The sequence below is a fragment of the Tardiphaga sp. 709 genome (assembly GCF_032401055.1).
Taxonomy (GTDB): domain Bacteria; phylum Pseudomonadota; class Alphaproteobacteria; order Rhizobiales; family Xanthobacteraceae; genus Tardiphaga.
The window spans coordinates 2,254,039-2,279,051 of record NZ_CP135529.1 but is presented as its reverse complement, the minus strand read 5'-3'; the positions used below and the strand labels follow the sequence as shown (position 1 = coordinate 2,279,051).

At 59.7% G+C, this 25,013-nt stretch carries 24 protein-coding genes and 2 pseudogenes; 20 read left to right on the top strand and 6 right to left on the bottom strand.

Annotation, left to right across the window (positions count from 1 at the left end; all coding sequences use genetic code 11):
- Positions 1-186: 186 nt before the first annotated feature.
- Together acs and RSO67_RS11345 are read left to right on the top strand one after the other, a co-directional pair.
- Positions 187-2,154, top strand: coding sequence for an acetate--CoA ligase (gene acs, locus RSO67_RS11350; protein ID WP_315843539.1), 1,968 nt, complete (start codon positions 187-189; stop codon positions 2,152-2,154).
- Between the two features lie 179 nt (positions 2,155-2,333).
- Positions 2,334-2,906 (top strand): adenylate kinase, encoded by a 573-nt coding sequence (locus tag RSO67_RS11345; RefSeq protein ID WP_315843538.1) that lies wholly within the window; start codon positions 2,334-2,336, stop codon positions 2,904-2,906.
- A 346-nt stretch (positions 2,907-3,252) separates the two neighbouring features.
- Here the strand turns inward: RSO67_RS11345 and RSO67_RS11340 are convergent, their stop codons facing one another.
- Both RSO67_RS11340 and RSO67_RS11335 read right to left on the bottom strand, forming a co-directional pair.
- Positions 3,253-4,236: an MDR family oxidoreductase gene (locus RSO67_RS11340; RefSeq protein WP_315843537.1), complete on the bottom strand. Its 984-nt coding sequence runs from the start codon at positions 4,234-4,236 to the stop codon at positions 3,253-3,255.
- 126 nt (positions 4,237-4,362) lie between these two features.
- Positions 4,363-4,920: a TetR family transcriptional regulator C-terminal domain-containing protein gene (locus RSO67_RS11335; protein ID WP_410001837.1), complete on the bottom strand. Its 558-nt coding sequence runs from the start codon at positions 4,918-4,920 to the stop codon at positions 4,363-4,365.
- A gap of 245 nt (positions 4,921-5,165) precedes the next feature.
- On the opposite strand from RSO67_RS11335, the gene RSO67_RS11330 reads away from it, so the two are divergent.
- From RSO67_RS11330 to RSO67_RS11290, 8 genes and pseudogenes are all read left to right on the top strand, one after another.
- Complete coding sequence (locus tag RSO67_RS11330) at positions 5,166-6,149, top strand: tripartite tricarboxylate transporter substrate binding protein (RefSeq protein ID WP_315843536.1); 984 nt, start codon at positions 5,166-5,168, stop codon at positions 6,147-6,149.
- Positions 6,150-6,169: 20 nt separating this feature from the next.
- A complete protein-coding gene (locus tag RSO67_RS11325; RefSeq protein WP_315843535.1) occupies positions 6,170-7,348 on the top strand; it encodes an acyl-CoA dehydrogenase family protein in 1,179 nt (392 codons plus the stop codon).
- 20 nt (positions 7,349-7,368) lie between these two features.
- Positions 7,369-8,030 (top strand): annotated as a pseudogene (locus RSO67_RS11320) (CoA transferase subunit A).
- Positions 8,027-8,704, top strand: coding sequence for a 3-oxoacid CoA-transferase subunit B (locus RSO67_RS11310; protein WP_315843532.1), 678 nt, complete (start codon positions 8,027-8,029; stop codon positions 8,702-8,704). The pseudogene RSO67_RS11320 and the gene RSO67_RS11310 overlap by 4 nt, the downstream one beginning before the upstream one ends.
- Positions 8,701-10,344 (top strand): thiamine pyrophosphate-dependent enzyme, encoded by a 1,644-nt coding sequence (locus RSO67_RS11305; protein ID WP_315843531.1) that lies wholly within the window; start codon positions 8,701-8,703, stop codon positions 10,342-10,344. The genes RSO67_RS11310 and RSO67_RS11305 overlap by 4 nt, the downstream gene beginning before the upstream one ends.
- Positions 10,345-10,384: 40 nt before the next feature.
- Complete coding sequence (locus RSO67_RS11300) at positions 10,385-10,894, top strand: MOSC domain-containing protein (RefSeq protein WP_315843530.1); 510 nt, start codon at positions 10,385-10,387, stop codon at positions 10,892-10,894.
- Positions 10,894-11,844 carry a PDR/VanB family oxidoreductase gene (locus tag RSO67_RS11295; protein WP_315843529.1) on the top strand — a complete coding sequence of 317 codons (951 nt, stop codon included), beginning with the start codon at positions 10,894-10,896 and terminating at the stop codon, positions 11,842-11,844. The genes RSO67_RS11300 and RSO67_RS11295 overlap by 1 nt, the downstream gene beginning before the upstream one ends.
- 94 nt (positions 11,845-11,938) lie before the next feature.
- Positions 11,939-12,475: an XRE family transcriptional regulator gene (locus RSO67_RS11290; RefSeq protein ID WP_315843528.1), complete on the top strand. Its 537-nt coding sequence runs from the start codon at positions 11,939-11,941 to the stop codon at positions 12,473-12,475.
- 15 nt (positions 12,476-12,490) lie between these two features.
- Here RSO67_RS11290 and RSO67_RS11285 read toward each other — a convergent pair whose 3' ends face one another.
- Both RSO67_RS11285 and RSO67_RS11280 read right to left on the bottom strand, forming a co-directional pair.
- Positions 12,491-13,132 carry an FMN-binding negative transcriptional regulator gene (locus tag RSO67_RS11285; protein ID WP_315843527.1) on the bottom strand — a complete coding sequence of 214 codons (642 nt, stop codon included), beginning with the start codon at positions 13,130-13,132 and terminating at the stop codon, positions 12,491-12,493.
- Between the two features lie 39 nt (positions 13,133-13,171).
- Positions 13,172-13,366: a rubredoxin gene (locus RSO67_RS11280; RefSeq protein ID WP_410001836.1), complete on the bottom strand. Its 195-nt coding sequence runs from the start codon at positions 13,364-13,366 to the stop codon at positions 13,172-13,174.
- A gap of 203 nt (positions 13,367-13,569) precedes the next feature.
- Between RSO67_RS11280 and RSO67_RS11275 the strand changes: the two genes are divergently transcribed.
- The 3 genes from RSO67_RS11275 to RSO67_RS11265 all read left to right on the top strand — a co-directional run bounded on the left by RSO67_RS11275 (position 13,570) and on the right by RSO67_RS11265 (position 16,153).
- The gene (locus RSO67_RS11275; RefSeq protein ID WP_315843526.1) at positions 13,570-13,959 is read left to right on the top strand and encodes a RidA family protein; all 390 of its coding nucleotides are present in this window, start codon (positions 13,570-13,572) and stop codon (positions 13,957-13,959) included.
- 87 nt (positions 13,960-14,046) lie between these two features.
- Positions 14,047-15,531 carry a PLP-dependent aminotransferase family protein gene (locus RSO67_RS11270; protein ID WP_410001835.1) on the top strand — a complete coding sequence of 495 codons (1,485 nt, stop codon included), beginning with the start codon at positions 14,047-14,049 and terminating at the stop codon, positions 15,529-15,531.
- 163 nt (positions 15,532-15,694) lie between these two features.
- On the top strand, positions 15,695-16,153 hold the full coding sequence (locus RSO67_RS11265; RefSeq protein ID WP_184520278.1) for an ester cyclase: 459 nt from the start codon (positions 15,695-15,697) through the stop codon (positions 16,151-16,153).
- Positions 16,154-16,158: 5 nt separating this feature from the next.
- On the opposite strand, the gene RSO67_RS11260 is transcribed toward RSO67_RS11265, so the two are convergent.
- The gene (locus tag RSO67_RS11260) at positions 16,159-16,785 is read right to left on the bottom strand and encodes a LysE family translocator (protein ID WP_184520280.1); all 627 of its coding nucleotides are present in this window, start codon (positions 16,783-16,785) and stop codon (positions 16,159-16,161) included.
- A gap of 235 nt (positions 16,786-17,020) precedes the next feature.
- A complete protein-coding gene (locus tag RSO67_RS11255) occupies positions 17,021-17,374 on the bottom strand; it encodes a GrlR family regulatory protein (RefSeq protein WP_315843524.1) in 354 nt (117 codons plus the stop codon).
- A gap of 183 nt (positions 17,375-17,557) precedes the next feature.
- On the opposite strand from RSO67_RS11255, the pseudogene RSO67_RS30465 reads away from it, so the two are divergent.
- The 7 genes and pseudogenes from RSO67_RS30465 to RSO67_RS11225 all read left to right on the top strand — a co-directional run.
- Positions 17,558-17,815 (top strand): annotated as a pseudogene (locus tag RSO67_RS30465) (hypothetical protein); the annotation flags it as partial.
- Positions 17,816-17,946: 131 nt separating this feature from the next.
- Positions 17,947-18,918, top strand: a complete 972-nt coding sequence (locus tag RSO67_RS11250; protein WP_315843523.1) for a LysR substrate-binding domain-containing protein — start codon at positions 17,947-17,949, stop codon at positions 18,916-18,918.
- Positions 18,919-19,019: 101 nt separating this feature from the next.
- Entirely contained in the window at positions 19,020-19,769 is a 750-nt protein-coding gene (locus RSO67_RS11245; RefSeq protein WP_315843522.1) for an SDR family NAD(P)-dependent oxidoreductase, read from the top strand.
- Positions 19,770-19,791: 22 nt separating this feature from the next.
- A complete protein-coding gene (locus RSO67_RS11240; protein ID WP_315843521.1) occupies positions 19,792-20,637 on the top strand; it encodes a transketolase in 846 nt (281 codons plus the stop codon).
- Positions 20,634-21,641 carry a transketolase family protein gene (locus tag RSO67_RS11235; RefSeq protein ID WP_315843520.1) on the top strand — a complete coding sequence of 336 codons (1,008 nt, stop codon included), beginning with the start codon at positions 20,634-20,636 and terminating at the stop codon, positions 21,639-21,641. The genes RSO67_RS11240 and RSO67_RS11235 overlap by 4 nt, the downstream gene beginning before the upstream one ends.
- A gap of 159 nt (positions 21,642-21,800) precedes the next feature.
- Complete coding sequence (locus tag RSO67_RS11230) at positions 21,801-22,826, top strand: TRAP transporter substrate-binding protein (RefSeq protein WP_315843519.1); 1,026 nt, start codon at positions 21,801-21,803, stop codon at positions 22,824-22,826.
- Between the two features lie 5 nt (positions 22,827-22,831).
- Positions 22,832-24,715: a TRAP transporter large permease subunit gene (locus tag RSO67_RS11225; RefSeq protein ID WP_315843518.1), complete on the top strand. Its 1,884-nt coding sequence runs from the start codon at positions 22,832-22,834 to the stop codon at positions 24,713-24,715.
- Positions 24,716-25,013: the final 298 nt, after the last annotated feature.

Genomic DNA, 25,013 nt, shown 5'->3' with positions numbered 1-25,013 from the left:
ATCGGATGCTTGCGGCACCAAGATCCATCGTATTCTTGGGTTCCAAGATTCGTTTTAAGGCACTCTCTTTGGCCAGGACGTTTGCGCGTTTTGTAACACTTGTAATTCAGCGAGTTGCTACTGGCAGCTATCGAGTCGATCCTTGTGGCTACTCTGGTTCAAAAAGAAACTTGATTAAGGGAAACAATGAATAGCCACAATCAAGAAGAGACTGTCTGCGACAAGATTTACGACGTACCGGCTGAGTGGACGACGCGCGCATTCGTCGATGACGCGAAATACAACGAGATGTATGCGCGCTCGATTAGCGATTCCAACGGCTTCTGGGCCGAGCAGGCCAAGCGCCTCCACTGGACCCACGCCCCCACCAAGATCGAAAACACGTCCTTTGCCCCAGGCAAGATCTCGATCAAGTGGTTCGAGGATGGCGTATTGAACGCCGCCTATAACTGCATCGACCGCCATCTGCCTGACCGGGCCAATCAGACCGCGATCATCTGGGAAGGCGACGACCCGTCGCAGTCGAAGCACATCAGCTATCAGGAGCTGCACGACGAAGTGTGCAAGATGGCCAACGTGTTGCGCAACCGCAATGTCGGCAAGGGCGACCGCGTCACCATCTATCTGCCGATGATTCCGGAAGCCGCCTACGCGATGCTCGCTTGCGCGCGCATCGGCGCGGTCCATTCGGTGGTCTTCGCCGGCTTCTCGCCGGACTCGCTGGCGCAGCGCATCACCGACTGCCAGTCGAAGATCATCATCACCGCCGATGAAGGCCTGCGCGGCGGCAAGAAAGTGCCGCTGAAGAACAATGTCGATGCTGCCGTCGCCAAGGCTGGCGGCGTCGATTGGGTTGTGGTCGTCAAGCACACCGGCACGCCGGTGAACATGGATCCGGTGCGTGACTTCTGGTACCGCGAGGCCGCCGAAGTCGTAACCACCGAATGCCCGTGCGAGCCGATGAACGCGGAAGATCCGCTGTTCATCCTCTACACGTCGGGTTCCACCGGCCAGCCCAAGGGCGTGCTGCACACCACTGGCGGTTATCTGCTGTTCGCGTCGATGACGCATCAATATGTCTTCGACTATCACGAGGGTGACATCTACTGGTGCACCGCCGACGTCGGCTGGGTGACCGGTCACAGCTACATTCTCTATGGGCCGCTGGCCAATGGCGCGACCACGCTGATGTTCGAAGGCGTGCCGAACTATCCCAGCATGTCGCGCTTCTGGGAAGTGATCGACAAGCATCAGGTCAACATCTTCTACACCGCGCCAACGGCGATCCGCGCGCTGATGCAGGCCGGCGACGAGCCGGTGAAGAAAACCTCGCGCAAGAGCCTGCGCCTGCTGGGTTCGGTCGGCGAGCCGATCAATCCGGAAGCCTGGGAGTGGTACTATCACGTCGTCGGCGAGGCGCGTGCGCCGATCGTCGATACCTGGTGGCAGACCGAGACGGGCGGCATTCTCATCACGCCACTGCCTGGCGCCACCAAGCTCAAGCCCGGCTCGGCGACGCGGCCGTTCTTTGGCGTCGTGCCCGAGATCGTCGATGCCGACGGCAAGGTGCTGGACGGCGAGACCTCGGGCAATCTCTGTATCGCCAGGTCGTGGCCGGGCCAGATGCGTACGGTCTATGGCGATCACGCCCGCTTCGAGCAGACCTATTTCTCGACCTACAAGAACAAGTACTTCACCGGCGACGGCTGCCGACGGGATGCCGACGGCTATTACTGGATCACCGGCCGCGTCGATGACGTCATCAACGTCTCCGGCCACCGCATGGGCACCGCCGAAGTGGAGTCCTCGCTGGTTGCGCATGAGAAAGTGTCGGAAGCCGCTGTGGTTGGCTATCCCCACGACATCAAGGGCCAGGGCATCTACGCTTATGTCACGCTGATGAACGGCGTCGAGCCGACGGAAGAGCTGCGCAAGGAGCTGGTGGCCTGGGTCCGCAAGGACATCGGCCCGATCGCCTCGCCCGATCTGATCCAGTTCGCGCCGGGCCTGCCGAAGACCCGCTCCGGCAAGATCATGCGCCGCATCCTGCGCAAGATCGCGGAGGATGAACCGTCATCTCTGGGTGATACATCGACACTGGCCGATCCCGCCGTGGTCACCGACCTCGTCGAGCATCGGCAGAACAAGCGATAGCGCGAGCGGGTTATGAACATTGACACGAACGCGATAGATCATGCGCCTCCAAATGACGTCGTCGTCCTTCATCGCCGTCATCGCTGTGCAGAAAGCGGATATGCCGATGAGGTACGCAAGTTGATCGAGGCAAGATGGGCCTCCGCCGTTGACGAAATCCGCTTTAAAGGAGAAGTGAGATGAGACTCGTGCTTCTAGGTCCGCCCGGAGCCGGGAAGGGAACGCAGGCATCCAAGCTGTCGCAGCTTCTTACCATCCCGCAACTGTCGACCGGCGATATGCTCCGCGCGGCAGTCTCGGAAGGCACGGCGATCGGGCAACAGGCAGCCGAGATTATGCAACGTGGCGAGCTGGTGCCGGACCAGCTGGTGGTCGGGCTCATTGCCGAACGTATAGGACGGTCAGATGCAGCGCGAGGCTTCATCTTGGACGGATTTCCCCGGACTGTTGCTCAGGCCGAGAGCCTTGACGAAGTCCTTGAAAACCAAGAACTGGATTGGGTGCTTGAGCTCAAGGTCGACGAGCAGTATTTGCTGAACCGAATCCTCGGGCGTGCCATGCAGGCCCGCGAAAGTGGTGCGGTCGTGCGAGCGGACGACAACGAGGGAGCACTCAGCGTGCGCCTAACCGCCTATACCGACCAGACAAAGCCACTCACCGATTATTATGCTGCCCGGGGCCTGCTCAAAACGATTGACGCTTCACAAACCGTGGATCGGGTCACGGCAGCACTCGTCGGAGCGATTGGATAACTTCATCAAATCAGAGTGTCGCCGCGAGGCGTCAAGTACGAGCACAGCAGCTACGAAATCGACATCCAGTGTCGCTTCAGCGATAGGACTCTTGTGCATCGACGAGCGACAATGGGTTGATGTCTTCTTACGAAGACGTGGTCGATGCCGTTCGACCCTCAAAGCTACTTGTGGGGTCAATGGGCAATCCACGTGGGTCATCACACATTGCTATATCTACGGCCCGGGCACCACGTTGATGAGATTTATTTCTCGCGCAGTCCCAAAAGCGGTCCCCGGTGTTCATCGAAAGGGAGCTATAGAGTCTCGGGTGCACGCAACAGTGCTGCGCCTATACCCAAGTCTTTCACCGATTGACGTTAACGACTGCGCGTCCGCGGATTTGGCCGGTCATAAGGCGTTCTGCCGTGTCTTTGACTTCGTTAAGTCCGATTTCCATTGTCGTCGGTTCGAGATCTGCATCTGTCAGTAGCGAGGCGAGGCGATCCCAAGCTTTGATACGCTCCGCCTTCGAGCGGGTCACGCTGTTAATTCCGAACAGCGCAACACCGCGTAAAATGAACGGGGCGACGCTCGCCGGGAAATCCAGGCCTTGCGCCATACCGCACGCGGCCACCGCGCCGTCAGACTTGATTCCGGCGCACACGTTGGCGAGCGTATGGCTGCCGACAGAGTCAATGGCTGCGATCCATCGCTCCTTTTGCAGCGGCTTGCCGGGTTGAGAGAATTGCGCGCGATCCACGACTTCGGCGGCGCCAAGGCTCTTGAGGTATGACTCTTCTTCTGGCCGCCCGGTCGAAGCCACAATCCGGAAACCGAGCTTGTGAAGTAGCATGATCGCGATGCCTCCGACGCCGCCCCCAGCGCCGGTCACCAGAACATCGCCGCTTCCGGGACGAATGCCGTATTTTTCGAGCGCCATGACAGACAGCATGGCCGTGTAACCCGCCGTACCGATGATCATGGCGCGGCGGGCCGACACTGATGTCGGCAACTTGATCAGCCAATCGCCCTTGACCTTCGCACGTTGTGCCAGTCCACCCCAGTGTTGTTCGCCGACACCCCAACCGTTGAGGACCACGCGGTCGCCGGGAGAGTAGGCCGGGTCTGAGCTCGACGACACCGTGCCAGCGAAATCAATGCCGGGAACCATGGGGAAAGACCTGAGGATCGGACCCTTACCGGTGATCGCCAGACCGTCCTTGTAGTTCAACGTGCTGAACTCGACATCGACCAGTACGTCTCCTTCGGGAAGACGGCTTTCTGGAAGTTCGACAACGTCGGCGCGGTATCCTTGTTCGTCCTTTTCGATCAGCACAGCTTTGAACAATTGACGCTCCTTTTCATGGTTTCTTCTTCGTCCCAGCCTTTGTCCGATCCGGACGGGGCAGGCCGGCGACAAATCCGGCAATGAAAGTGTCGAGCGGAGTACCGTTCTTAACGAGGCGCGCCCGCATCACTGCGCCTTCCCAGCCGATCCAAAAAATTCAGCCAAGACATCGCAGTCGGCGTCATGGCTAATCTCGCGGGCATCGCGCGCAAGCTCGAGACACCGCGCCACTTTGCGCTGCCATCCAAGGACGATTTCGTTCAGCAGCGACCGATAATCGTCTGGCAACGCTTCGACTTCCTGACTGAGGTTTCCGACGAGGCATCCGCGGGCATAGCCGTACTTGGCCATACCTCGTTTGGCATCCTCGACGAACGCACGCATGCGCTCAGACGGCGCCAGTCGCTCATCGCCCAAAGCGCGATCAAGTTTGCGATGGAAGAAGGCATCATAGGTCTTCATGACCTCTCGGCCGAAATCGGCCTTGCTGTCGAAGTAATGGTAGAATGAGCCTTTCGGCACGGTCGCGCGGCGTAGCAGCGCATCCAGACCCGTGGCTGCGAACCCCTGTTCTGTCAGCACTTCCATCCCGCAACGAAGCAGAACGTCCTTTGTCGGCACGTAGCCAGCCGCGCGCCGGTCCGCACCTATTGTTGTCCCCGGATTGTCGTCGCTCTTCGTCATCGCCTCACCATTAGACCGATCGTCTAGAACATTGCAGTTGGAATGGCAAATTGGCGGACGCGAAGAGCTCCTCCTGATTTCGCTGGAATAAAGGTATTTGCTGCGACGCAATGCAGTTTGCGTAGCATTTCAGCATCAGATGGCGAGACAATGTGCGGTTTTGCGTTGCGTCATCGTTGTTTCGTTCTTGACACAAAGTGTCCTCAGTCCGAAGGTCGGGCGTCCTTCGAGAAAGGTGTTTCATAATGCAGGTGTTCAGAAAATCGACCCAACTAGCGGCCGTGTTCTGCCTCGGCCTTTTGTCCGCTCCAGCGAGTGCTGCCGACGCCTATCCGTCGAAGACGATCAAGCTGATCGTCGGGTTTCCGCCGGGCGGCCCCACGGACATCATGGGGCGCGTCATCGGGCGTCTCCTTTCAAAGGAATTGGCGACGAATGTTATCGTAGAGAACAACGGGGGTGCGGGAGGTATGATCGCCGCTTCCAACGTCTCCCGCGCTGCGCCAGATGGTTACACTCTGCTTGTTGCGGTCGAGTCCTCGAACACCCGCGCTGCCGCGCTTTATCAAAGTGTGCGCTACGATCAGCAGAAAGGCTTCACCTACATCCGCAAAGTCGCGAAACAGCGAAATTTACTAGTGGTGAATCCAAAGCTTCCGGTTTCAAATTTTGCCGAGTTTCTCGCATATCTCAAAGCACACCCTGGGCAGGTGAACTTCGGCGGAACGTTCGGTGCCACGTCGCATATCGGCGGAACGCTTTTCGACATGACCTACGATACGAAGATGTCGTTCATCAACTATTCGGGCGGCAACCAACCGATCACAGACACCATATCGGGCGTGGTCGAGGCGGGCTTCTTCACGGAGGCAACCATCGCAGAGCACGTCAAGGCCGGTTCGCTCAAGGCGATCGCGGTGACGGCGAACGAGCGGTCGCCGGCGTTCCCCGATCTTCCGACTGTCGAGCAGGCCGGAGGCAAGCCGCTGGACGTCTCACCATGGTTTGGTGTCGCTGGCCCAGCGAACATGCCTTCGGAAGTCGTGGGGAAGATTGGCGCGGCTCTCGACAAGGGAGCAAGCGATCCAGAATTTCTCGCCCACTTGGTCACGCTCGGCGCCACGCCGATTCAGGGGTCGACGGCGGAAAGCTTCACCGCCGACGTCGGACGCGAAGAAGCGTTCTGGAATAAGTGGGCTAAGGACGTCGGAGCACCTCTTCAGAAATAGGGTTCGAAGGGAATTCAGTGATGAACGCCTATCATCAGTATGACAGTCTCCTCTCCGCGGAAGAGCTTGGGTATGTAGCGAAGGCGCGAGAGTTCTGTACCGGTTCGTTCTCCGAAAGCCTGCTTGCCGCACACATGGCGGGTGAAGCCTTTCCGGAAAGATGGATCGCCGACTGGGCGGCGATCGGAATGCTCGGACTCCAGGCCAAGCGCGCCCATGGCGGGCTGGGAGCGTCCTATCTATGCAAAATCCGGGTCGCGCAGGAGATGGCGCACCACGGCTTCGCAGCGGCATTCTGCCTTAACCACCACCAAGGCGGGGCGACGCGCCTTTCCCAGGCCGGCACAACGGTCCAGATCGAACAACTGTTGGCTCCAGCACTGCGGGGCGAACTTCTCCTGACCACCGCGATGACCGAACCTGCAGGCGGCAGCGATGTCTCTGCGTTGACGACGACGGCCACCCCCGTCGATGGCGGATGGACGCTGAGTGGGACCAAGGCATGGATGACGAATGGCCTGCTCGTCGGCGGACTGATCGTCCTTGCCCGCGTTGGCGATGCCGCGGGCGCTGAAAATATCGCGAGCTTCTACGTGCCGTTCGGAGCCAGCGAGAGTGTCAAGCGTACGGAGGTACTGGTTCCGGGAGGACGCTCGTTCCGTCTTGCAGAAGTTGCGTTCGACAAGCACTTCGTCCCTGATTGGTGCTTGATCGCTCCACCGGGGGCGGCGTTGAAGGCGTCCATGACGGCGGTGAACGGTGCGCGCGTGCATGTGGCCGCTATGAGCGTAGCTACGCTCTACGCTGCTCTATGTGAAGCGGTGGACTACTGCGAAAATCGTAAAGCGTTCGGCAAACCGTTGACAGGGCATCAAGGCCTTCGCTGGGAGCTTGCGGAGGTGTCGATCCGCCTAGAGGCCGCCAACGCGCTTGTATTCCGGGCCGCCGAGCAGATTCAGATCGGCGAAAATCCCGTCGGTCTGGCCGCGCAGGCGAAGAAGTTCGCTGTCGATACCGCGATCTGGGGAATCGACCAGTGCGTGCGGATCGTCGGCGCGACAGGAGCAAGTGCGGCCCATCGTCTGAACATGCATCTCGCCGAGGTCCGGATGGCCGCTTATGCGGACGGCACCAGTGAGATGCTGCTCGACCGCGTGGGGCGAGGACTGTCGTCGGCGTATCCAAAATCAATCTCTTAAAAATCAAAACGGGCGGAACGATGCGAAACGTAGTGGTCAAGGACGCCGGAGCGGCCGTGGAGGGCATCCAAGACGGTAATGCCATCATGATGGGCGGCTTCGGTGGAGCGGGTCTTCCGCTTGGAGTGGTGAGGGCGGTGCTAGACACGGGTGTCCGCGACCTCACCCTAATCTCAAACAACGCAGGTTCAACGGAAGACGACCTGTCGCTTTGGTTCGAGGCCAAGATCGTCCGGAAGATCGTCTGTTCGTATCCGCGTGCTGCCAAGCAATTTGCCGAACAATATCGTGCCGGTACGGTCGAACTTGAACTCGTTCCGCAGGGAACGTTGGTCGAGCGCATTCGGGCAGGGGGGCTGGGCTCGGAGGCTTCCTGTCTCCGGTCGGCGTCGGCACGGTGTTTGCGGACGGTAAGCAAAAGATCGTCGTCGGCGACCGCGAGTTCATTCTCGAACTACCACTGCGCGCGGATTACTCCTTCGTGAAGGGCCACCTCGCCGACACGCTCGGGAACGTCACCTACAACAAGACCGCCCGCAATCATTGCGCGGTCATGGCGACCGCCGGACGGACGGTTGCCGTCGAGGTGGACCGCGTTGTCGAACCCGGCGAACTCGATCCTGAAGCCATCGTCACGCCGTGCATTTTCGTGGATCGCGTTTTCGCAAGGAGCCCCCGATGACCCCGCTTTCGCGCGACGCGCTCGCACGTATGGTCGCATTGCATCTCCCCTCAGAGGGATTCGTTAATCTCGGCATCGGCGCTCCCACGCATGTGGCGGATTTCCTGCCGGCCGAATCCGGCGTGATCCTCCACAGCGAGAACGGCATTCTCAATGTTGGTCCGAAGCCTGCTGTGGGTCAGGAAGACTGGGATCTCATCAATGCCGGGAAGATGCCGATCTCGCTCCGCACAGGCGGCTCTTATTTCGACTCGAGTCTGTCATTCGCAATGATGCGCGGCGGCCATCTCGATGTCGCTGTCCTTGGAGCGTTCCAGGTCTCGAAGGACGGCGATCTGGCGAACTGGTCGACTGGGGATAATGGATCACCGCCCGGCATCGGAGGAGCAATCGATCTCGCGGTCGGAGCCAAATCCATCTGGGTGATGATGGACCACACGACGAAAGAGGGGCAGCCCCGCATCGTCGAACGTTGCGTGTATCCGCTCACGGCGCGCAACGTCGTGACCCGCATCTTCACCAATCTGGCGATCATCGACATCGTAGAAAATGGTCTCGCGGTTCGGGCGTTGCTTGAGGGCCTCTCGATCGAGGCGCTGCAGGAAGTTACGGACTCGCCGATCCACGCCCCTGGTGCACCGCAGATCATCAAGCAGGACGGGAGCGTCGTATGACGTACCGTGTGGCGGAACTGATCGCCGATAGCCTGGCTGCGCATGGCGTGGATCGCGCGTTCTGCGTACCGGGGGAAAGCTTCTTGCCGCTCCTTGACGCGCTTCATGACCGGAACGATATCGATCTGGTGACCTGCCGCCACGAAGGCAGTGCAGGTCTTGCCGCAGTTGCCGACGCCAAGCTTACGGGGCGTGCGGGCGTCGTGATGGCGAGCCGCGGCCCCGGTGCTTTCAACGCCGCGCTCGGTCTCCATGTGGCAGCTCAGGAGGCGATCCCCCTTATCATGCTGGTCGGTCAGGTAGACCGCCCCAATCTTGACAGGGACGCCGTGCAGGAGGTCGATTGCGGCCGCTCCTTCGCAGGGCTGCTGAAATGGTCGGTACGCCTGAATTCGGCAGACCTCGTTCCGGAAATGATGGCTCGCGCATTCGCGGCGGCGCTTGCAGGGACACCCGGTCCCGTCGCGGTCGAACTGCCTGAGGATCTCCTCGCTGAAACGGCTGAAGGCCTTGTTGCCAGAACCAATGAGCTTGCGCTCCCAGAACCAGGCATTGACGCCATCAAACGCGCCGCTGGGCTGTTGGCCGCGTCTGAGAAGCCGATCGTATTGGTCGGCGGCGAATGCCGGACGGCTTCTTTCAGGGAAGACCTGATCACCTTCTCAGAAAAATGGGACGTTCCAGTCGTCACCCTGAACAAGATGCAGGACCAGTTCCCAAACGATCATCGTCTTTGGGCTGGCCAATTCGGCTTCTTCACGTCGCCGTCACATGCGAAGCTTCTTGAGCGCGCTGACCTGATCGTCGCAATCGGGACGCGCCTCGGCGATCTATCTTCGCTCGGCTTCGCGTTTCCGCGGCAGTCCGAGCCGCGTCAGCCTTTGATCCATGTCTATCCGGATACTGATGCTATCGGTAAGCGATTCCGGACCGATGTCGCAGTCGTCTCCGGATCGCACGCATTCGTTTCGGCCATGCTCGCGGCACCGGCAGCTTCACCAGACCGGAAGCAGTGGTTACAAGAGACGGCGGCGGTGCGGGCGGCAACACACGGCTGGCCGCGGATCGGCGTTCCGTCGGAGGACGTCCTCGGACACGCAGTCGCCGCCATAGCCTCGCATTTCAAAGCGGATGGCATCGTCACGACTGATTCCGGAAACTTTGCGGGATGGGTTCATCGCATCTTCAGCCTCGCGCCCGCTTCGCGGCTGTTGGGGTCGGCCTGCGGAGCGATGGGAAGCGGCGTCCCAGCCGGACTTGCCGCGAGCCTTCGCTACCCAGATCGCCAAGTAATTGCGTTCTGTGGCGACGGCGGCTTTCTGATGACCGGTAACGAATTGGCGACGGCCGTCGATCGACGGGCGAACCTCATGATCGTCGTGTCGAACAATTGCTCGTACGGAACGATCCGTTCGCATCAGGAGCGCACGTTTCCCAACCGTCCATATGGCACCGATCTCTCCAATCCCGACTTCGCGGCCCTGGCGCGTTCCTTCGGCGCCTCGGGATTTGTGATTGAAGATGCGGAGAGCGCTCCTGGCATTGTGGGCGAGGCGATGTCAGTCCGCGGACCCGTGGTCGTCGAGGTGCGCTCCGATGTGCGCCAGACCCTCGATAAATCGCTCGTCGCAACACGCTGACGAAGAACAACAGATTTCGATCCAAGAGTAGGGAAGAACGATGGACGCCCAAGCAATCGAAAAGAAACCGGTCGTTACATCCTGGCAGGGTGTCGTACGCTTTCTGCACAAGACACCACGGGCGTTCCTGCCCATGCGCACATTCCCCGAGATCGAGCTCATCGCAAGCCGCGGGATCGATGGGGATCGATACCTGATCGGGCAGGAGACGGGGTTCTACTCTCACAAGCCGGAGGAAGGTCGCCAGATTACCCTGTTCGAGATGGAGACCCTTGAGGCTCTCAAGCGAGACCATGGGATCGACATGCTCCCTGAGGAGCATCGTCGCAACGTCACCGTCGAAGGCATTCCGCTCAATCATCTGGTCGGCCGACGCTTTCGGCTCGGTGAGACGATCGTCGAAGCGACCCGCCTTTCGACGCCATGTCGGCACATCGAAGAAATTCTCGGCAAACCGGTGTTCGATCCGATGATCAACCGTTCCGGTCTAAACTGCAAAATCATCGTTGGCGGTACGCTTCGCGTCGGCGATACCGTAAGGCCGATATAATGGCGAAGGCGATCAAAACGGTATCTACCGTCGTTTCGAAGGTGGAGGATCTTGGCAACGACACCAAGCGCTTCACGCTGGTCGATCAGGACGATTGGGAGTTACCGCCATTCAGGCCCGGCGCCCATATCGACGTTCATCTGGAGCCGGGACTTGTCCGAACGTACTCGCTTTGCAACGAGCCGGACGACGATCGCCGCTACGTGATCGCCGTGAAGCGCGAGCGCGAAGGGCGCGGCGGATCCGCATTTCTGCATGATCGCGTGCAGGTCGGGCAACCGATATCCGTCTCGCTGCCGCGCGGGGGCCTTGCGCTCGATCCGGAAGGGACAAACGTGTTCGTGGCGGGCGGCATCGGTGTAACGCCGTTCATTTCCGCGATTCGTCATCTCGATCGCCGCGGCCAAACGAATTACGTGTTACATTGGACCAGTCGAGGTCAACCGGTTCTTCCGGATATGATCGCACCCGCGATCAAGGCTGGCCGCGTCCGACTTTACGATACGACTGAACAATCGAAGCCCATAATCGCCGAGATCGTTGGGGAGTTCGGCGGCTCTGGCTTGGCTGCCTGCTGCGGACCGGATCCCATGCTTCAGGCTTTCGAGCAAGCGGTCGCAACCTGGCCGGAGAACCGCAAGCATATCGAAATGTTCACGCCCCCGAAGCTCGTCGCCAAAAGCGACGTGCCTCCCTACGAACTTTACCTCTCGGCTAGCAGGATGCAGGCGGTCGTCACCCCAGACATGGGCCTTTTGGGAACGCTGGAATCGATGGGGATCGATGTCCCGGTGTCATGCGGTGGTGGCATCTGCGGCGCTTGCCGCGTGCGCTGGACAGAGGGGCCGCCAATCCATCGGGACCGTGTGCTTTCACCGACCGAACGGCAAAGCGAGCTCATCGTCTGCGTCGGAGACTGCGCGGGCCCGAGGCTCGTGTTGGATCTCTGACCGGGCGATGCCGGATCGGTGTGTAACCGGCATTTGAATTGTTGAAGGTTTGGTGCGAGAGGATGCAGGCAAGTTCAACAGGCAAACCGGTCAGATGACATTGAATCTCAAATTTCTTCGCGTCCAGAGCGGAATGACGCTGGAGCAATTGGCGACGGACACCGGTTTGACTCGTAGCTACCTTTCGAAACTGGAGCGTGGCTTGTCATCGCCGTCGATCGGTTCAGCGATCAAGATCGCCGAGGCACTCGGGACGACCCTAGACCAGTTCTATGGACAGCCCGACGACAATGACCCGGTGACCATCGTGCGCGCCAGGAACGGCAAAGCCGGGGTCACGGATAACTATCTCTCGCTCGTCGCCGGACTGTCCGATGAGCGCACGATGCGCGCTTTCATCGTCCGGCCGACGAAAACCGCGAAACACGGCCGCATCATGAGCCACCATGAAGGAGAGGAAATCCTGTTCGTTCTCACGGGCAAGATCGAACTCGTCATTGGCAAGCGAAAAGAAGTCTTAAGCCCCGGCGACTGCGTGCAGTTCGATTCAACTATACCCCACAAACTCACGCAGATGACCGCCGAGGCGGCGTCGGCACTCGTCGTAATTGCGAATAAAACTGTTCCTTAATTAAACAAGTTGACCTCAGGCAGGAGTCTTGGCGGCTGCGATGATCTTCATCGCATCGGAAACGACGCATTCACCCCGTTCGCTCAGCGTTTGACCGGCTGTCTCGATGTCGCGTTGTTCGCGGTTTTGGCTCAGCTTCGACTTTCCGACCAACCGCGTGATCTCGAATTCGATACCCACGATCGCCTTCATCATCATGTCGATGAATTCCTTCGAACTGTCGGTCATCTTCCACGGCGTCGGTTCACCGGCTTCATGGGTGCGTGTCAACCGCGCGACTACGCTACGCAGATAGCGTTCGTCATCCCGGATGGTCGCGCGCGCGTATGCGTGAGCGACCATGTAGTTCCAGGTCGGCACCTGCTTATGAAATTCGTGTTTGCTCGGATACCAATTTGGCGAGATGTAGGCATCAGCCGCTCGGAAAACGACGAGTACTTCGTCTCCGTCGGCAATGTCCTGCCACACCGGGTTTGCCCGGGCGACATGTGAATGCAAAACGCCCAGCGAGCCTTCGTTTCGAGCAAGATGAAACGGGATGTGGTTCGCATCGAGACCGCTGCGGCCATTGGTGATGAGGATGCCGAGGGCGTTCTTGTCTATCAGGTCGTGGAGCACATCTTTCCGCTGCTCATCGAAATGCGGGGGTACGTACATGGTCGTCTCCGAAGGGCGAACGTTCGCCGGTAATGATGATCAAAGCTCGACCATCTCGAAATCGCTCTTGCCTGCGCCGCAGTCCGGGCAGACCCAATCGTCCGGAACGTCAGACCACCGCGTTCCAGGAGCGATCCCGTCGGCTGGCCATCCGTCTTCTTCGCTGTAGATGAGGCCGCACAGCACGCAGAGCCACGTTTTGTACGGCAATGACGATTGGTCGAGGTCCACCATTGGTCAGTCCGATCGATGCCGATCCCGATCATGGTGCGGGTCTGGACTAATAAACAGAGCCAGAATTAGGAAACCGATATGGTCCAGATCGCCAGAGGGTGGTCTGACGCCTCCCAACTTTCGTGGCGTATTCTGGCCCTGTGACACGAACGGCGCGCTTCGTACTCTCGGGTCAACTAAACCAAGAAACGGGAACGAGTGTTATGAATGTCATTCAGCCGCAGGAGTGGGCGAAGCCCAAGGGATTTTCGCATGGCGTCGTCGTCGAAGGACCTGGACGGTGGATCGTTCTCGCTGGCCAGACTGGCGATGAGGACGGCACATTCCCGGCTGATTTGGCCAGACAGGCTGACGTCGCGCTTCAAAAGATCATCCGACTTTTGAAAGAAGCTGGGGGAGGCGCGGAGCATATCGTTCGGCTGACGTGGTATCTGACCGATCGAGAGGAATACGCGGAAGCGGGGGCAGGCATCGGAGCGGCGTGGAAAGCGACACTCGGGCGGAATTTCCCTCCGTCTACGCTCCTCTATGTATCGGGCCTGGTTGATCGCGCGGCAAAAGTTGAGATCGAGGTCACGGCCTTTATCTCCTGACATGGGGACCATGTCTCCATCCGTTAGGTCTGAGCGGCTTTCTGGTCTACTGTGATGTCGATCTTGTCGATATCGTAATGGACCAATATGCCGCGTCTCAAGAGTAGCTTTGCTCTTCCTTCGCTGAAAACTCTGGACCGGACATCCGGTCGGGTGGGACATCAATTGGCCCAAGGCCTTCGCGATGCCATCACGATTGGCGACCTGAAACCGGGCGAGCGATTGCCGTCAACGCGGACGCTCGCCATTTCGCTGGGTCTTGCGCGGGGAACGATCGTCGAGGCGTTCGAGCAGCTCAAGGCCGAAGGCTATCTCGAGGCATTGCCGAGGGCCGGGACCGCTGTGGTGCGAGATTTGAAGCGCGTAGATGTCCCGGCCTCGTCCGGCCCGCTGCAGATCAAGCCGAGAACGAGCGGCAAAATGCCGTTCAATGCCAGGAAATTCGCCGCCGCCGAGCAACTGCTGCAGCCGCAGCCCGGTCTGCCTTTCGCGATCGCGCATCCAGCGGATGCAGCCGCGCCCGATGCGACATGGCGAAGGCTTGGTAACAGAGTTCGAGCAACGCGCGCGGCGGCGCCGAGCGGTTATGTCGATCCGCGTGGCCTTCCGGAACTGCGCAAGGCGATTTCGGATCACGTCCGGAAGGTCAGAGCAGTCCGTTGCACTCCGGAGCAGGTAATCATCACCGCCGGGACGCAGCAGGGACTATTCCTGGCGGCAACGGTTCTGGTGGGGCGCGGCGACGCCGTCTGGGTCGAGGATCCGGCCTATCCGGGCATTACAGCCGTTCTTCAGGCTCTAGATGTCACAACTCATCATGTCCCGGTGGACCTAAACGGGATTGATGTCGATTGGGCGGTGAATGCATGTCCGGACGCAAGGGCCGCGTTCGTTACGCCATCGCATCAGTATCCGATCGGGATGCCCATGAGCATGTCGCGCCGCCTTGCTCTCCTTCGATGGGCACAGGATTCCGACGGCTGGATCATCGAGGACGATTACGACAGCGAACTGCGCTATTCCGGCCACCCGTTTCCATCGCTGCAGGGGCTTGATCCCACACGCGTCGTCTATCTCGGTACGATGAGCAAGGTTCTCTTCTCCTCCATGCGGATTGGCTACGCGATCGTTCCGGAACCACTGGTCGCCGCCTTCGCAGGCGCCCGGGCAATCGTCGATCGCCATTCACCGGCGGCAGATCAGCATGTGCTCGCGGCTTTCATGGACGAAGGACATCTCGAAGCTCATATCCGTAGAATTCGCAGTGCGTATGCTGAACGACGCACATTTCTGATCGAGGCGATCTCACGCGAGTTTCCAGAATGGGCAGTCCTACAGCCGAGTGATCAAGGAATGCATCTCGTCGTCTGGCTGCCAAAGAAAGTCGATGATGTGAAAGTGGCAGGTGAAGCGCGTTCCGCGGGCATCGTCGTACGGGCGGTCTCGCCGCTATATGCATCGAAGAAGCGTCGTTCCGGCCTGATGCTCGGTTTTGGTGGCTTCTCCATAAAAGATCTTGACGTCTTCGCGAAACGATTGGGGGCCATTCTGAAGCGACACGAAGTCGACTAGAGCTACGTGCCGAGCAGCATGCTCACCTGTCAGATTAAACGATGTCCTTTGCCGTCGCAGACGAGTGAGGGCGACACCTTCACCTTGCGATGTACCGCTGAACCAAAGACAGCAATCAGGAGTTCAACCGATGATCAATCTGGTTCCCGCGACGGAAGCCCCGATGACATTCGAGGATGTCGTACTCAGCCCGCAAAAAGAGACCATCCGGGCATTTTACAAGGATATGTGGGATCACGCGAACGTCGATCTGATCCCTCAGATATTCCATGAGGATTTCACATTCCGCGGCTCTCTTGGACCCGTGCTGGTGGGCCACAAACAATTTTCCGATTATGTGGCCTGGGTGACCGGCTCCCTGCAGAATTATACAACGGACATCCTGCTGATGGTCGAGGAGGGTAGTCTCGTTACCGCCAAGGTCCGCTTCCACGGCATTCAACGCGAGCCGATGTTTGGTCTCCCGGCGACGAACCGACATGTCGGTTGGCTCGGCGCACCGGTGTTCAAATTTGAAGCGGGAAAGGTGCGCGACCTGTGGGTGCTCGGCGATATACACGGACTGCTTGGCCAGATCCGCGGCAATGACGTTGCGCCGTCAGAATTCGTCACGTCGTCGTAAAAAACTCAGGCGGCGCGGCGCGCAAACAAAAGCGTCGCGCCTAATCCGCACATGATCGCCCCTGACGCTTGCCGCATCCTAACGAGCAGTGTCGGTCGCGCGGTGAATCCCGACCTAACTTTGGCTGCCCAATACGCCACGCCCAGATCGACTCCGGTGTTCAGCGCAACCGCAATCAACCCGAGGAGAATGAATTGTATCGCTACGGGCTTCGACGGGTCCACAAATTGCGGAATGAAGGCGAGAAAGAACGCAGCAGTTTTTGGGTTGAGCGCCTCGACCAAAATACCTTCCCGGAATGCTTGCCCTGCGCCTGTTTTCCGCACCACGGTCGGACCGACATTTCGCGCGCTTCGCCACGATTTCACCCCAAGCCAGATAAGGTAAAACGCGCCGGCGATCTTCAGAACGGTAAATGCCTCCGCGCTCGCCATGACTAGTGCGGAAATGCCGACGGCGCCGCCGATGACATGAACAAGGCCGCCCAGACCAAGGCCCGCGCTCGAAGACAGCCCTTCTTCGAGACCGCCGTCCAGCGTTCGTGCTGCGATATAGAAAATGCCTGGGCCCGGCGTGACCGCTAGCAACAAGGCGATGGCGATGAAGGGAAGAAATACTGCGACACTGGGCATTTGCACACTTAGGAAAGCTGACCGCCTGAAGTTCGGCGTAGTGGAGCGCCGATCGTCATGCAACATCAGCGCAATCTATTCACACAGTCTATGTGCGACCCGCGCGTGTTTCAACCACACGACAGAAATCGTTCTCCGCAGATGATCCAGATATTCTAACAAATTGAGTGATTCTGGTCCTTTTCAACATCGGGACTCTGCATTTTACGAGAATGGCCGGGATAACGAATATCTCTTAGCCCCGCATCGGCAGAAGCAACTGCAACTCAGCTCTGAAAGCCACGCTGACCTTGCCGACGAGGGCTGTGCCCTCAACCTTTGCAGTTTTGTCGGCATAAGACCCGGAGAAGCCGCAGCTGACTTCCCGTCCACCAAACAAGAGGTTCTTGCCGGGCGCATCGGTGTGTTGACGCGTCATCAATTCGCCGCGCCATCTACCGTTCTTAGCCTCGAAAGTCCCTGTGTAATAAAAGAAGCTGTCGCCTCCGATAAGTGCTCCATCCTGCAAGTTGATGATGCCAGAGGCTCGGCGACGATCCTCGCCGTCCATCGAGATACGTATCGAATAGAGCCCGTTGGCAATCGGCATAGGTAGGTCCGGTTCGAACGAAGCGATATCAATTCAATAAAAAGGGTCTGCGCGGAGAAATTTAAAGCCCGCAACGATATAAATACATCGAAATCTCAGTTGAGGCACGCATTAGGGCGACTACAGCTGGCAATGGTCGCAAAACGAAGCCGGTAAGAGAGATGGAAATCTAGAATTTCGGTAGCCTCCGGGGCTGGCGCGGCCTCTCGCATCAATAGGAGACCGGTGATCGTTTTCGGTCTGTCGATCGGTGCATTGTTCACGCTATTCGTCGTTCCCGCTGTCTACAGTCTGCTGGTTACCACGCGTACTATCAGCCTCGACGCCTCACTCCGGCCGACGCTTACTACGGCAGGGCAATGCTCGCAGAGCGTTAGCGCATCAAACGCGTCACCGTCGCCAACCAACCGCCGCTTGCAGCATCGACTGCAGGCCACTTGAAACTTTAACCCTGATGAGCCAGAGCTTCGCTTTGCGAAATGTCCGATCAGTCTCAAATTGGCTGACGACGGACAGACGAGTAAGTCGTGCGAGAGCTTGTGTTAGCGTGTCTCAACGGCCATTCTTGTGCCATGCTTCGCAATCTCCACTTGACCGCTCTGCGTGCTTTTGAGGCCGTGACCCGTACCGGATCGTTTCGCTTGGCGGCCGACGATCTGGGACTGACGCCGAGTGCCGTCAGTCATGCCATCCGCGGCCTCGAACGGGACTTAGGAACAGTGCTTTTTGAGCGCGAAGGCCGCGGCATCCGTTTGACGCCGGAGGGCGAGACGTTGATGCGGCATGTCGAGCGCGGCTTTGGCGAGTTGCATCTCGGCCTGGGTAGCGTGGCAGCGAGAAAGCCCCAATTGTTGAAGCTGCATTGCGCACCGAGCTTTGCCGCTCAATGGCTGGTTCCTAGATTACGCAGGCTTCTGTCGGACTGTCCGGGTCTCGAGCTGCGGCTCGCTACCGGCACGGACTATACGAAGTTTCTTGCCGATGAGTTCGATGCAGACATTGTCTACGGCGTCCCGCCGACCGGCGACTATGGATCCTTGAAACAAGGCTTGATCGTGTTGCCGCTTGGAACGGAGGTCGTCACACCACTCTGCGCTCCCTCACTCGCGGCAGCGATCCGCTCACCCGGTGATCTGCTGCAGCAGATATTGATTGAAAGTGACAACAAGAACGTGCGTTGGCCGGCCTGGTTCGCCGCAAACGGGCTTGTCGCGCCACTTCCGAACGGACCGCGCTTTGATCGCAGTTTCATGTCGCTGAGTGCTGCGGCGGATGAGATCGGGGTTGCTCTCGAATCCACCCTGCTGGCCGAGCGTGAGATTGCATCCGGCCGCCTTGTGCGGCCCCTTGAAGGCGTGAGCGAAGACGTCTTCTACACCGGGCACTGGTTGGTCTTCCCGCGGTCACGGCGATATGCGCCATCGATGGTGACCTTCATCGGCTGGCTGACGCGAGAACTCGGCATCAACATAAATCTCGAAGCTCTGGAAGGGACCCCCGCCTGTCAGATCGCGCCGCCTCCAGCGCGCGCCAAGGCGCCCTGACGGACAGGTGAGCTGAATTCATCAATTCAAGTGAATTTCTCGTTTGTCGATGAGGATGGCGCAATCATAGATTGCTCCAAAATCTGACAGGGAGGACATTCATGTTGCTCAGCGAGAAGACCGCCGTGATTTCGGGCGCGGCCAGTGCACGCGGGATCGGTCGGGCCACCGCACGGCTGTTCGCAAGCCAAGGGGCCAAGGTCGCCATCCTCGATCTCGATGCCGCCGGAGCGAAGAGTGCAGCCGAAGAGCTGGGTCCGGGTCATGTCGGCCTGGGCTGCGATGTCAGCGACCCCGCCAGTTGCCGGAATGCGGCCGAGCAGGCCATCGCGGCGTTCGGCAAGATCGATATTTTGATCAACAATGCCGGGATCACTCAGCCGCTGAAGCTGATGGATATTTCACCTGAGAACTGGCAGCGCGTGGTCGATGTCAACATGACCGGCGTGCTCTATCTCAGCCAGGCGTTCGTCCCGCACATGCGCACGCGCCGGCAGGGCACGATTGCCTGCATGTCCTCCGTGTCCGCCCAACGCGGCGGCGGCATTTTCGGCGGCCCGCATTATTCGGCGGCGAAGGCTGGCGTGCTCGGACTCGCCAAGGCGATGGCCCGTGAACTCGGACCGGATGGCATCCGCGTCAACAGCGTGACGCCGGGACTTATCCAGACCGACATCACCGGCGGCAAGCTGACGCCCGAAATGAAGGCCGACATCATCAGCGGGATTCCGCTCCAGCGACTCGGCGACGCCGTGGATGTCGCGAACATCTATCTGTTTTTGGCCTCCGATCTCTCCGCCTACGTCACCGGGGCCGTGATCGACGTCAATGGCGGCATGCTCATTCATTGAGATGCAGACACGGGAGATCGTCATGGATACGAAGACACTCGCCAATGCCCCCGATATCGCGGAACGTGCCTATCGGGTGCGCAGGAATGCGCTGCGGATGGGTGAGGTGCAGGGCCAGGGTTACATCGCGCAAGCCCTGGATATCGCCGACGTGCTGGCCGTCGCCTACTTCCATGCGATGCGCTATCGGCCGGAGGATCCATCCTGGGAGGGACGCGACCGCTTCCTGCTGTCGAATGGCCATTACGCCATCGCGCTGTATGCGGCACTGATCGAGGCCGGGATCGTCCCCGAAGCTGAACTTGAGACCTACGGTTTCGATGAAAGTCGGCTGCCGATGTCCGGCATGGCCGCTTATACGCCCGGCATGGAGATGTCGGGCGGATCACTCGGGCTCGGGCTCGGTATCGCCGTCGGCAGAGCCCTCGGGCTCAAGCGCAAAGGCTCAGATGCGCGCGTCTATACGCTGTTTTCCGATGGTGAACTCGACGAGGGCTCGGTCTGGGAGGCCATCATGTCAGCCAGCCATTTCAAGCTCGACAACATGATCGCGATCGTTGACGTCAATAATCAACAGGCCGACGGCCCTTCGACACAGGTCATGGCGTTTGAGCCGCTGGTCGAGAAACTCGAGGCATTCGGCTGGTTCGTACAGCGCATCGATGGCAATGACCTTGATGCCGTCGTGGCTGCCTTTGATGCAGCGAAGCATCACACTAAGCCGCAACCTCGCATGATCGTCGCAGACACCTTGATGGGGAAGGGTGTGCCGTTCCTGGAGCAGCGCGAGAAAAACCACTTTATCCGCGTCGAGGCGCACGAATGGCAACTCGCCTTGAAGGCGCTGGATGCCGGGAGGTCAGCATGAAATCCGTCACCACGACGCCGTCAGGCAAGCCCCGCCTGACGACCTCCGCCATGATCGCGTCGATCGCGTCCGAGGGGCAGCGGACACAGTCGGCGCCGTTCGGGCACGCGCTGGTCGAACTCGCCCGCGCACGTCCGGAGGTCATCGGCATGACCGCGGATCTCGGCAAATATACTGACCTGCACATCTTCGGAAAGGAATTCCCCGACCGCTACTATCAGATGGGCATGGCCGAACAATTGCTGTTCGGCGCGGCCTCGGGGCTCGCGGCCGAGGGTTTCATGCCGTTCGCGACCACCTATGCGGTATTCGCGTCGCGCCGGGCCTATGATTTCATCCACCAGACCATCGCGGAAGAGAACCGCAACGTGAAGATCGTCTGCGCACTGCCTGGGCTGACGTCCGGCTACGGCCCCAGCCATCAGGCGGCAGAGGATCTGGCGTTGTTCCGGGCGATGCCGAACATGATGGTGATTGATCCTTGCGATGCGCATGAGATCGAACAGGCCGTGCCCGCTATCGCTGCGCATCAGGGGCCGGTCTATATGCGGCTGCTGCGCGGCCAGGTGCCGCTGGTACTTGACGAGTACGACTACCGCTTCGAACCTGGCAAGGCGAAGCTGGTCCGCGACGGCAGGGACGTCCTGGTGATTTCCTCCGGCATCCTGACCATGCGCGCACTGGAGGCAGCCAAGGCACTCGCCGATGACCGCATCGACGTCGGTGTGCTGCATGTCCCGACCATCAAGCCGCTCGATACCGAGACGATTATTCGCGAGGCCGGAAAATCCGGTCGTCTGGTCGTCGTCGCCGAGAACCATACGCTGATTGGCGGACTCGGCGAGGCGGTTGCCGGAGTGCTGATGCGGGCAGGCGTGTATCCGACATTCCGGCAGATCGGACTTCCCGACGAATTCCTCGATGCCGGCGCACTGCCGACACTGCACGACCGCTACGGCATCTCGGCCACCGCCGTGGCGTCGCAGATCAAGGGATGGCTGTAAGGTCGCGGCGTTAGCTCCGATCTGGGACGAGTACGACAGCAACGCCGTCACTGCGCAGCAGTACCGGTGGCGAAGAAGATGCTTTTACAGACCGGCCTCCAAGAGCCGGCGACCATCACGACAACAAGATCCATCGTCTGGATGACAACGGAGGAAATCATGACCATTCAAAAGCGTGCCACGATCTCGCGTCGCAACCTGCTGATGGCAGGTGCTGCCATCTCGTTCGGCGGCATTTTGACCCGTCCGGCATCGGCGGCCGAGTTCACCTACAAACTCGCCACCGGGCAGGACCCAACACATCCGGTCAATGTCCGCGGTCAGGAAGCCAGCGATCGAATTCGCGAGGCAACCGGTGGCCGACTGGAGATCAAGCTGTTTCCCAGCAACCAGCTCGGCTCCGACACCGAACTCCTGACCCAGGTGCGCAATGGCGGGGTCGAGTTCTTCAATCAGTCATCGTCGATTCTCGCGACCTTCGTGCCGGCCGCCGGCATCGTCAATACCGGCTTTGCCTTCACCAATTACGCCGCGATCTGGCAGGCGATGGACGGTGAGCTCGGCAGTTATATCCGCGCCCAGATCGCAAAGACGCCGATCATGACGGTGTCCAAGGTGTGGGACAACGGCTTCCGTCACGTCACATCGTCGGGGCGCGAAATCAAGACGCCGGACGACCTCAAGAACTTTAAGGTTCGTGTTCCGCCGGCACCGATCCTGACCTCGCTATTCAAGGCGCTGCAGGCCGGGCCTGCGCCGATTAACTTCAACGAAGTCTATTCGTCGTTGCAGACCAAGGTCGTCGACGGGCAAGAGAACCCGCTGCCCATCATCGCGACAGCCAAGCTATATGAAGTACAGAAATCCTGTAGTCTCACCGGTCATGTCTGGGACGGTTACTGGATTCTCGGCAACAAGCGCGCCTTCGAGCGTCTGCCGAAAGATGTGCAGGAAATCGTCTCGCGTGAATTCGACCGTTCGGCAACCGACCAGCGGGGCGACATAGCGAAACTCAGCGAGTCGCTGCGCGCTGATCTCACGTCGAAGGGGCTGCAATTCATCGACGTCGATCGTGCCATCTTCCGTGATGCCCTGGCCAAGACCAGCTTCTACAGTGAGTGGAAGGCCAAGTTCGGCGAAGAGGCCTGGAGCCAGCTCGAAAAAGTCTCCGGCAAGCTGGCCTGATCATCATGGCGCACGCGCAGCAGATTGAAACCCGCGTGGAGCCGGCGCAACTTCGCGCCGGCTGGCCGCGCTGGGTCGCCCGCGCCAACACGGCGCTGTTCACATTCACCGCAGTACCAGCAGCGCTGCTGGTGCTGGCGGAAATCGGCATCCTATTTGCCGGGATCGTCGGGCGCTACGTCTTCCATACGCCGTTGATCTGGTCGGACGAGTTGGCCGGCATCCTCTTTCTCTGGCTCGCGATGCTGGGATCGGTGCTCGCCTTCCAGCGCAACGAGCACATGCGGATGACTGCCATCGTCAGCAAGCTCGATCCGGACATGCGGGCCTTTCTTGACACGGTCGCCGTTTCTGCATCGCTCGCATTCCTGGTGCTGGTCATTCATCCCGCCTACGAGTTTGCCGCCGACGAGGTCTATGTCAGAACGCCCGCGCTCGACATCGTCAATACATGGCGGGCTGCGGCGCTGCCGGTGGGCATGGGGCTGATGTTGCTGGTCGCACTGCTGCGGCTCGCCAGCGTTGCCGACTGGCGGCGCGTGCTGATGGCCGTAGCGCTGGTCGCGGTGATCATCACGGCTCTTGCTTTGCTAGGGCCGGTGCTGAAGCCGCTCGGCAATCTCAACCTGCTCATCTTTTTCGTTTTCCTCGTCGGCGCGATGGTGTTCGCTGCCGTGCCGATCGCCTTCGCCTTCGGTCTTGCGACGGTCGGCTATCTCACCCTGACCACCGGCACGCCGGACGTGGTTGTGATGGGCCGCATGGACGAGGGTATGAGCCATCTGATCCTGCTGGCTGTGCCGCTGTTCGTGTTTCTCGGGTTGCTGATCGAGATGACGGGCATGGCCCGTGCCATGGTGGGCTTCCTCGCCAGTCTTTTGGGACACGTTCATGGCGGCCTGCATTATGTGCTGGTCGGCGCCATGTATCTCGTGTCCGGCATTTCAGGGTCCAAGGCGGCCGACATGGCAGCGGTAGCGCCGGTGCTGTTTCCGGAAATGAAGAAGCGCGGCGCCAAGCCCGGCGATCTTGTCGCCCTGCTGTCGGCAACCGGCGCGCAGACCGAAACGATTCCACCCTCGCTGGTGCTCATTACCATTGGATCGGTGACCGGCGTGTCGATCTCGGCACTGTTCACCGGCGGATTGCTGCCCGGCATCGTACTGGCGATCATGCTCTGCGCGGTGGTTTGGTGGCGCTATCGCGGCGAGGATCTGTCGCAGGTCGAGCGGGCGACGAAGCGCCAGATCGGCCTTGCCTTCGTGATCGCCATTCCAGCCATCGCATTGCCCTTTGTCATTCGCGCCGCGGTGGTTAAGGGCGTCGCAACCGCTACTGAAGTGTCGACCATCGGCATCGTCTACTCGGCTCTGGCGGGCCTGCTGATCTATCGGCAGTTTGCCTGGCGGCGCCTCTATCCGATGCTGATCGACACGGCCGCGCTGTCGGGCGCGATTCTGCTCATCATCGGTGCGGCGACCGGCATGGCATGGGCATTGACCCAATCCGGCTTCTCATCTTCGCTTGCCACGTTCATGACTGGACTGCCCGGCGGCGTCCCCGTCTTCCTCGCCGTCACCATCGTCGCGTTCGTGATCCTCGGCAGCGTGCTGGAAGGCATTCCCGCCATCGTGCTGTTCGGGCCGCTACTATTCCCGATCGCGCGGCAGGTCGGCGTCCATGAGGTCCACTATGCAATGGTCGTCATTCTCGCGATGGGCATCGGCCTGTTCGCTCCGCCATTCGGCGTCGGTTACTATGCCGCCTGCGCCATCAGCCGCATCAACCCCGATGAGGGCATGAAGCCGATTATTGGATACATGCTGGCGTTGCTGATCGGAACACTCATCGTAGCTGCAGTGCCGTGGATCTCGATAGGCTTCCTATGAGGCGCGGCGCGAGCAGATCCATCTTCATCGCGTCCTCCTCAATAGCTACCTCATGGTCGATGTCTCCGGAAAGCTCGATGACCTCGTCGATGTCGAATGCGATGCACATTTGGAATCCCCCTGCTCAGGAAACCTAACGAGGGCGAATGCAATCGCCAATCAAGCGGCTGATAGTTTCTGTACGCTGTCGCATTGTGTTCTGATGGATGCCCGGTATCCCAGCCTCTGCTGCTATGTCGAAACCGTTTCCGAGAATCAAGATAGTGTTTCCGTGGGTGAACAGCCTCTTTTGCCGGCA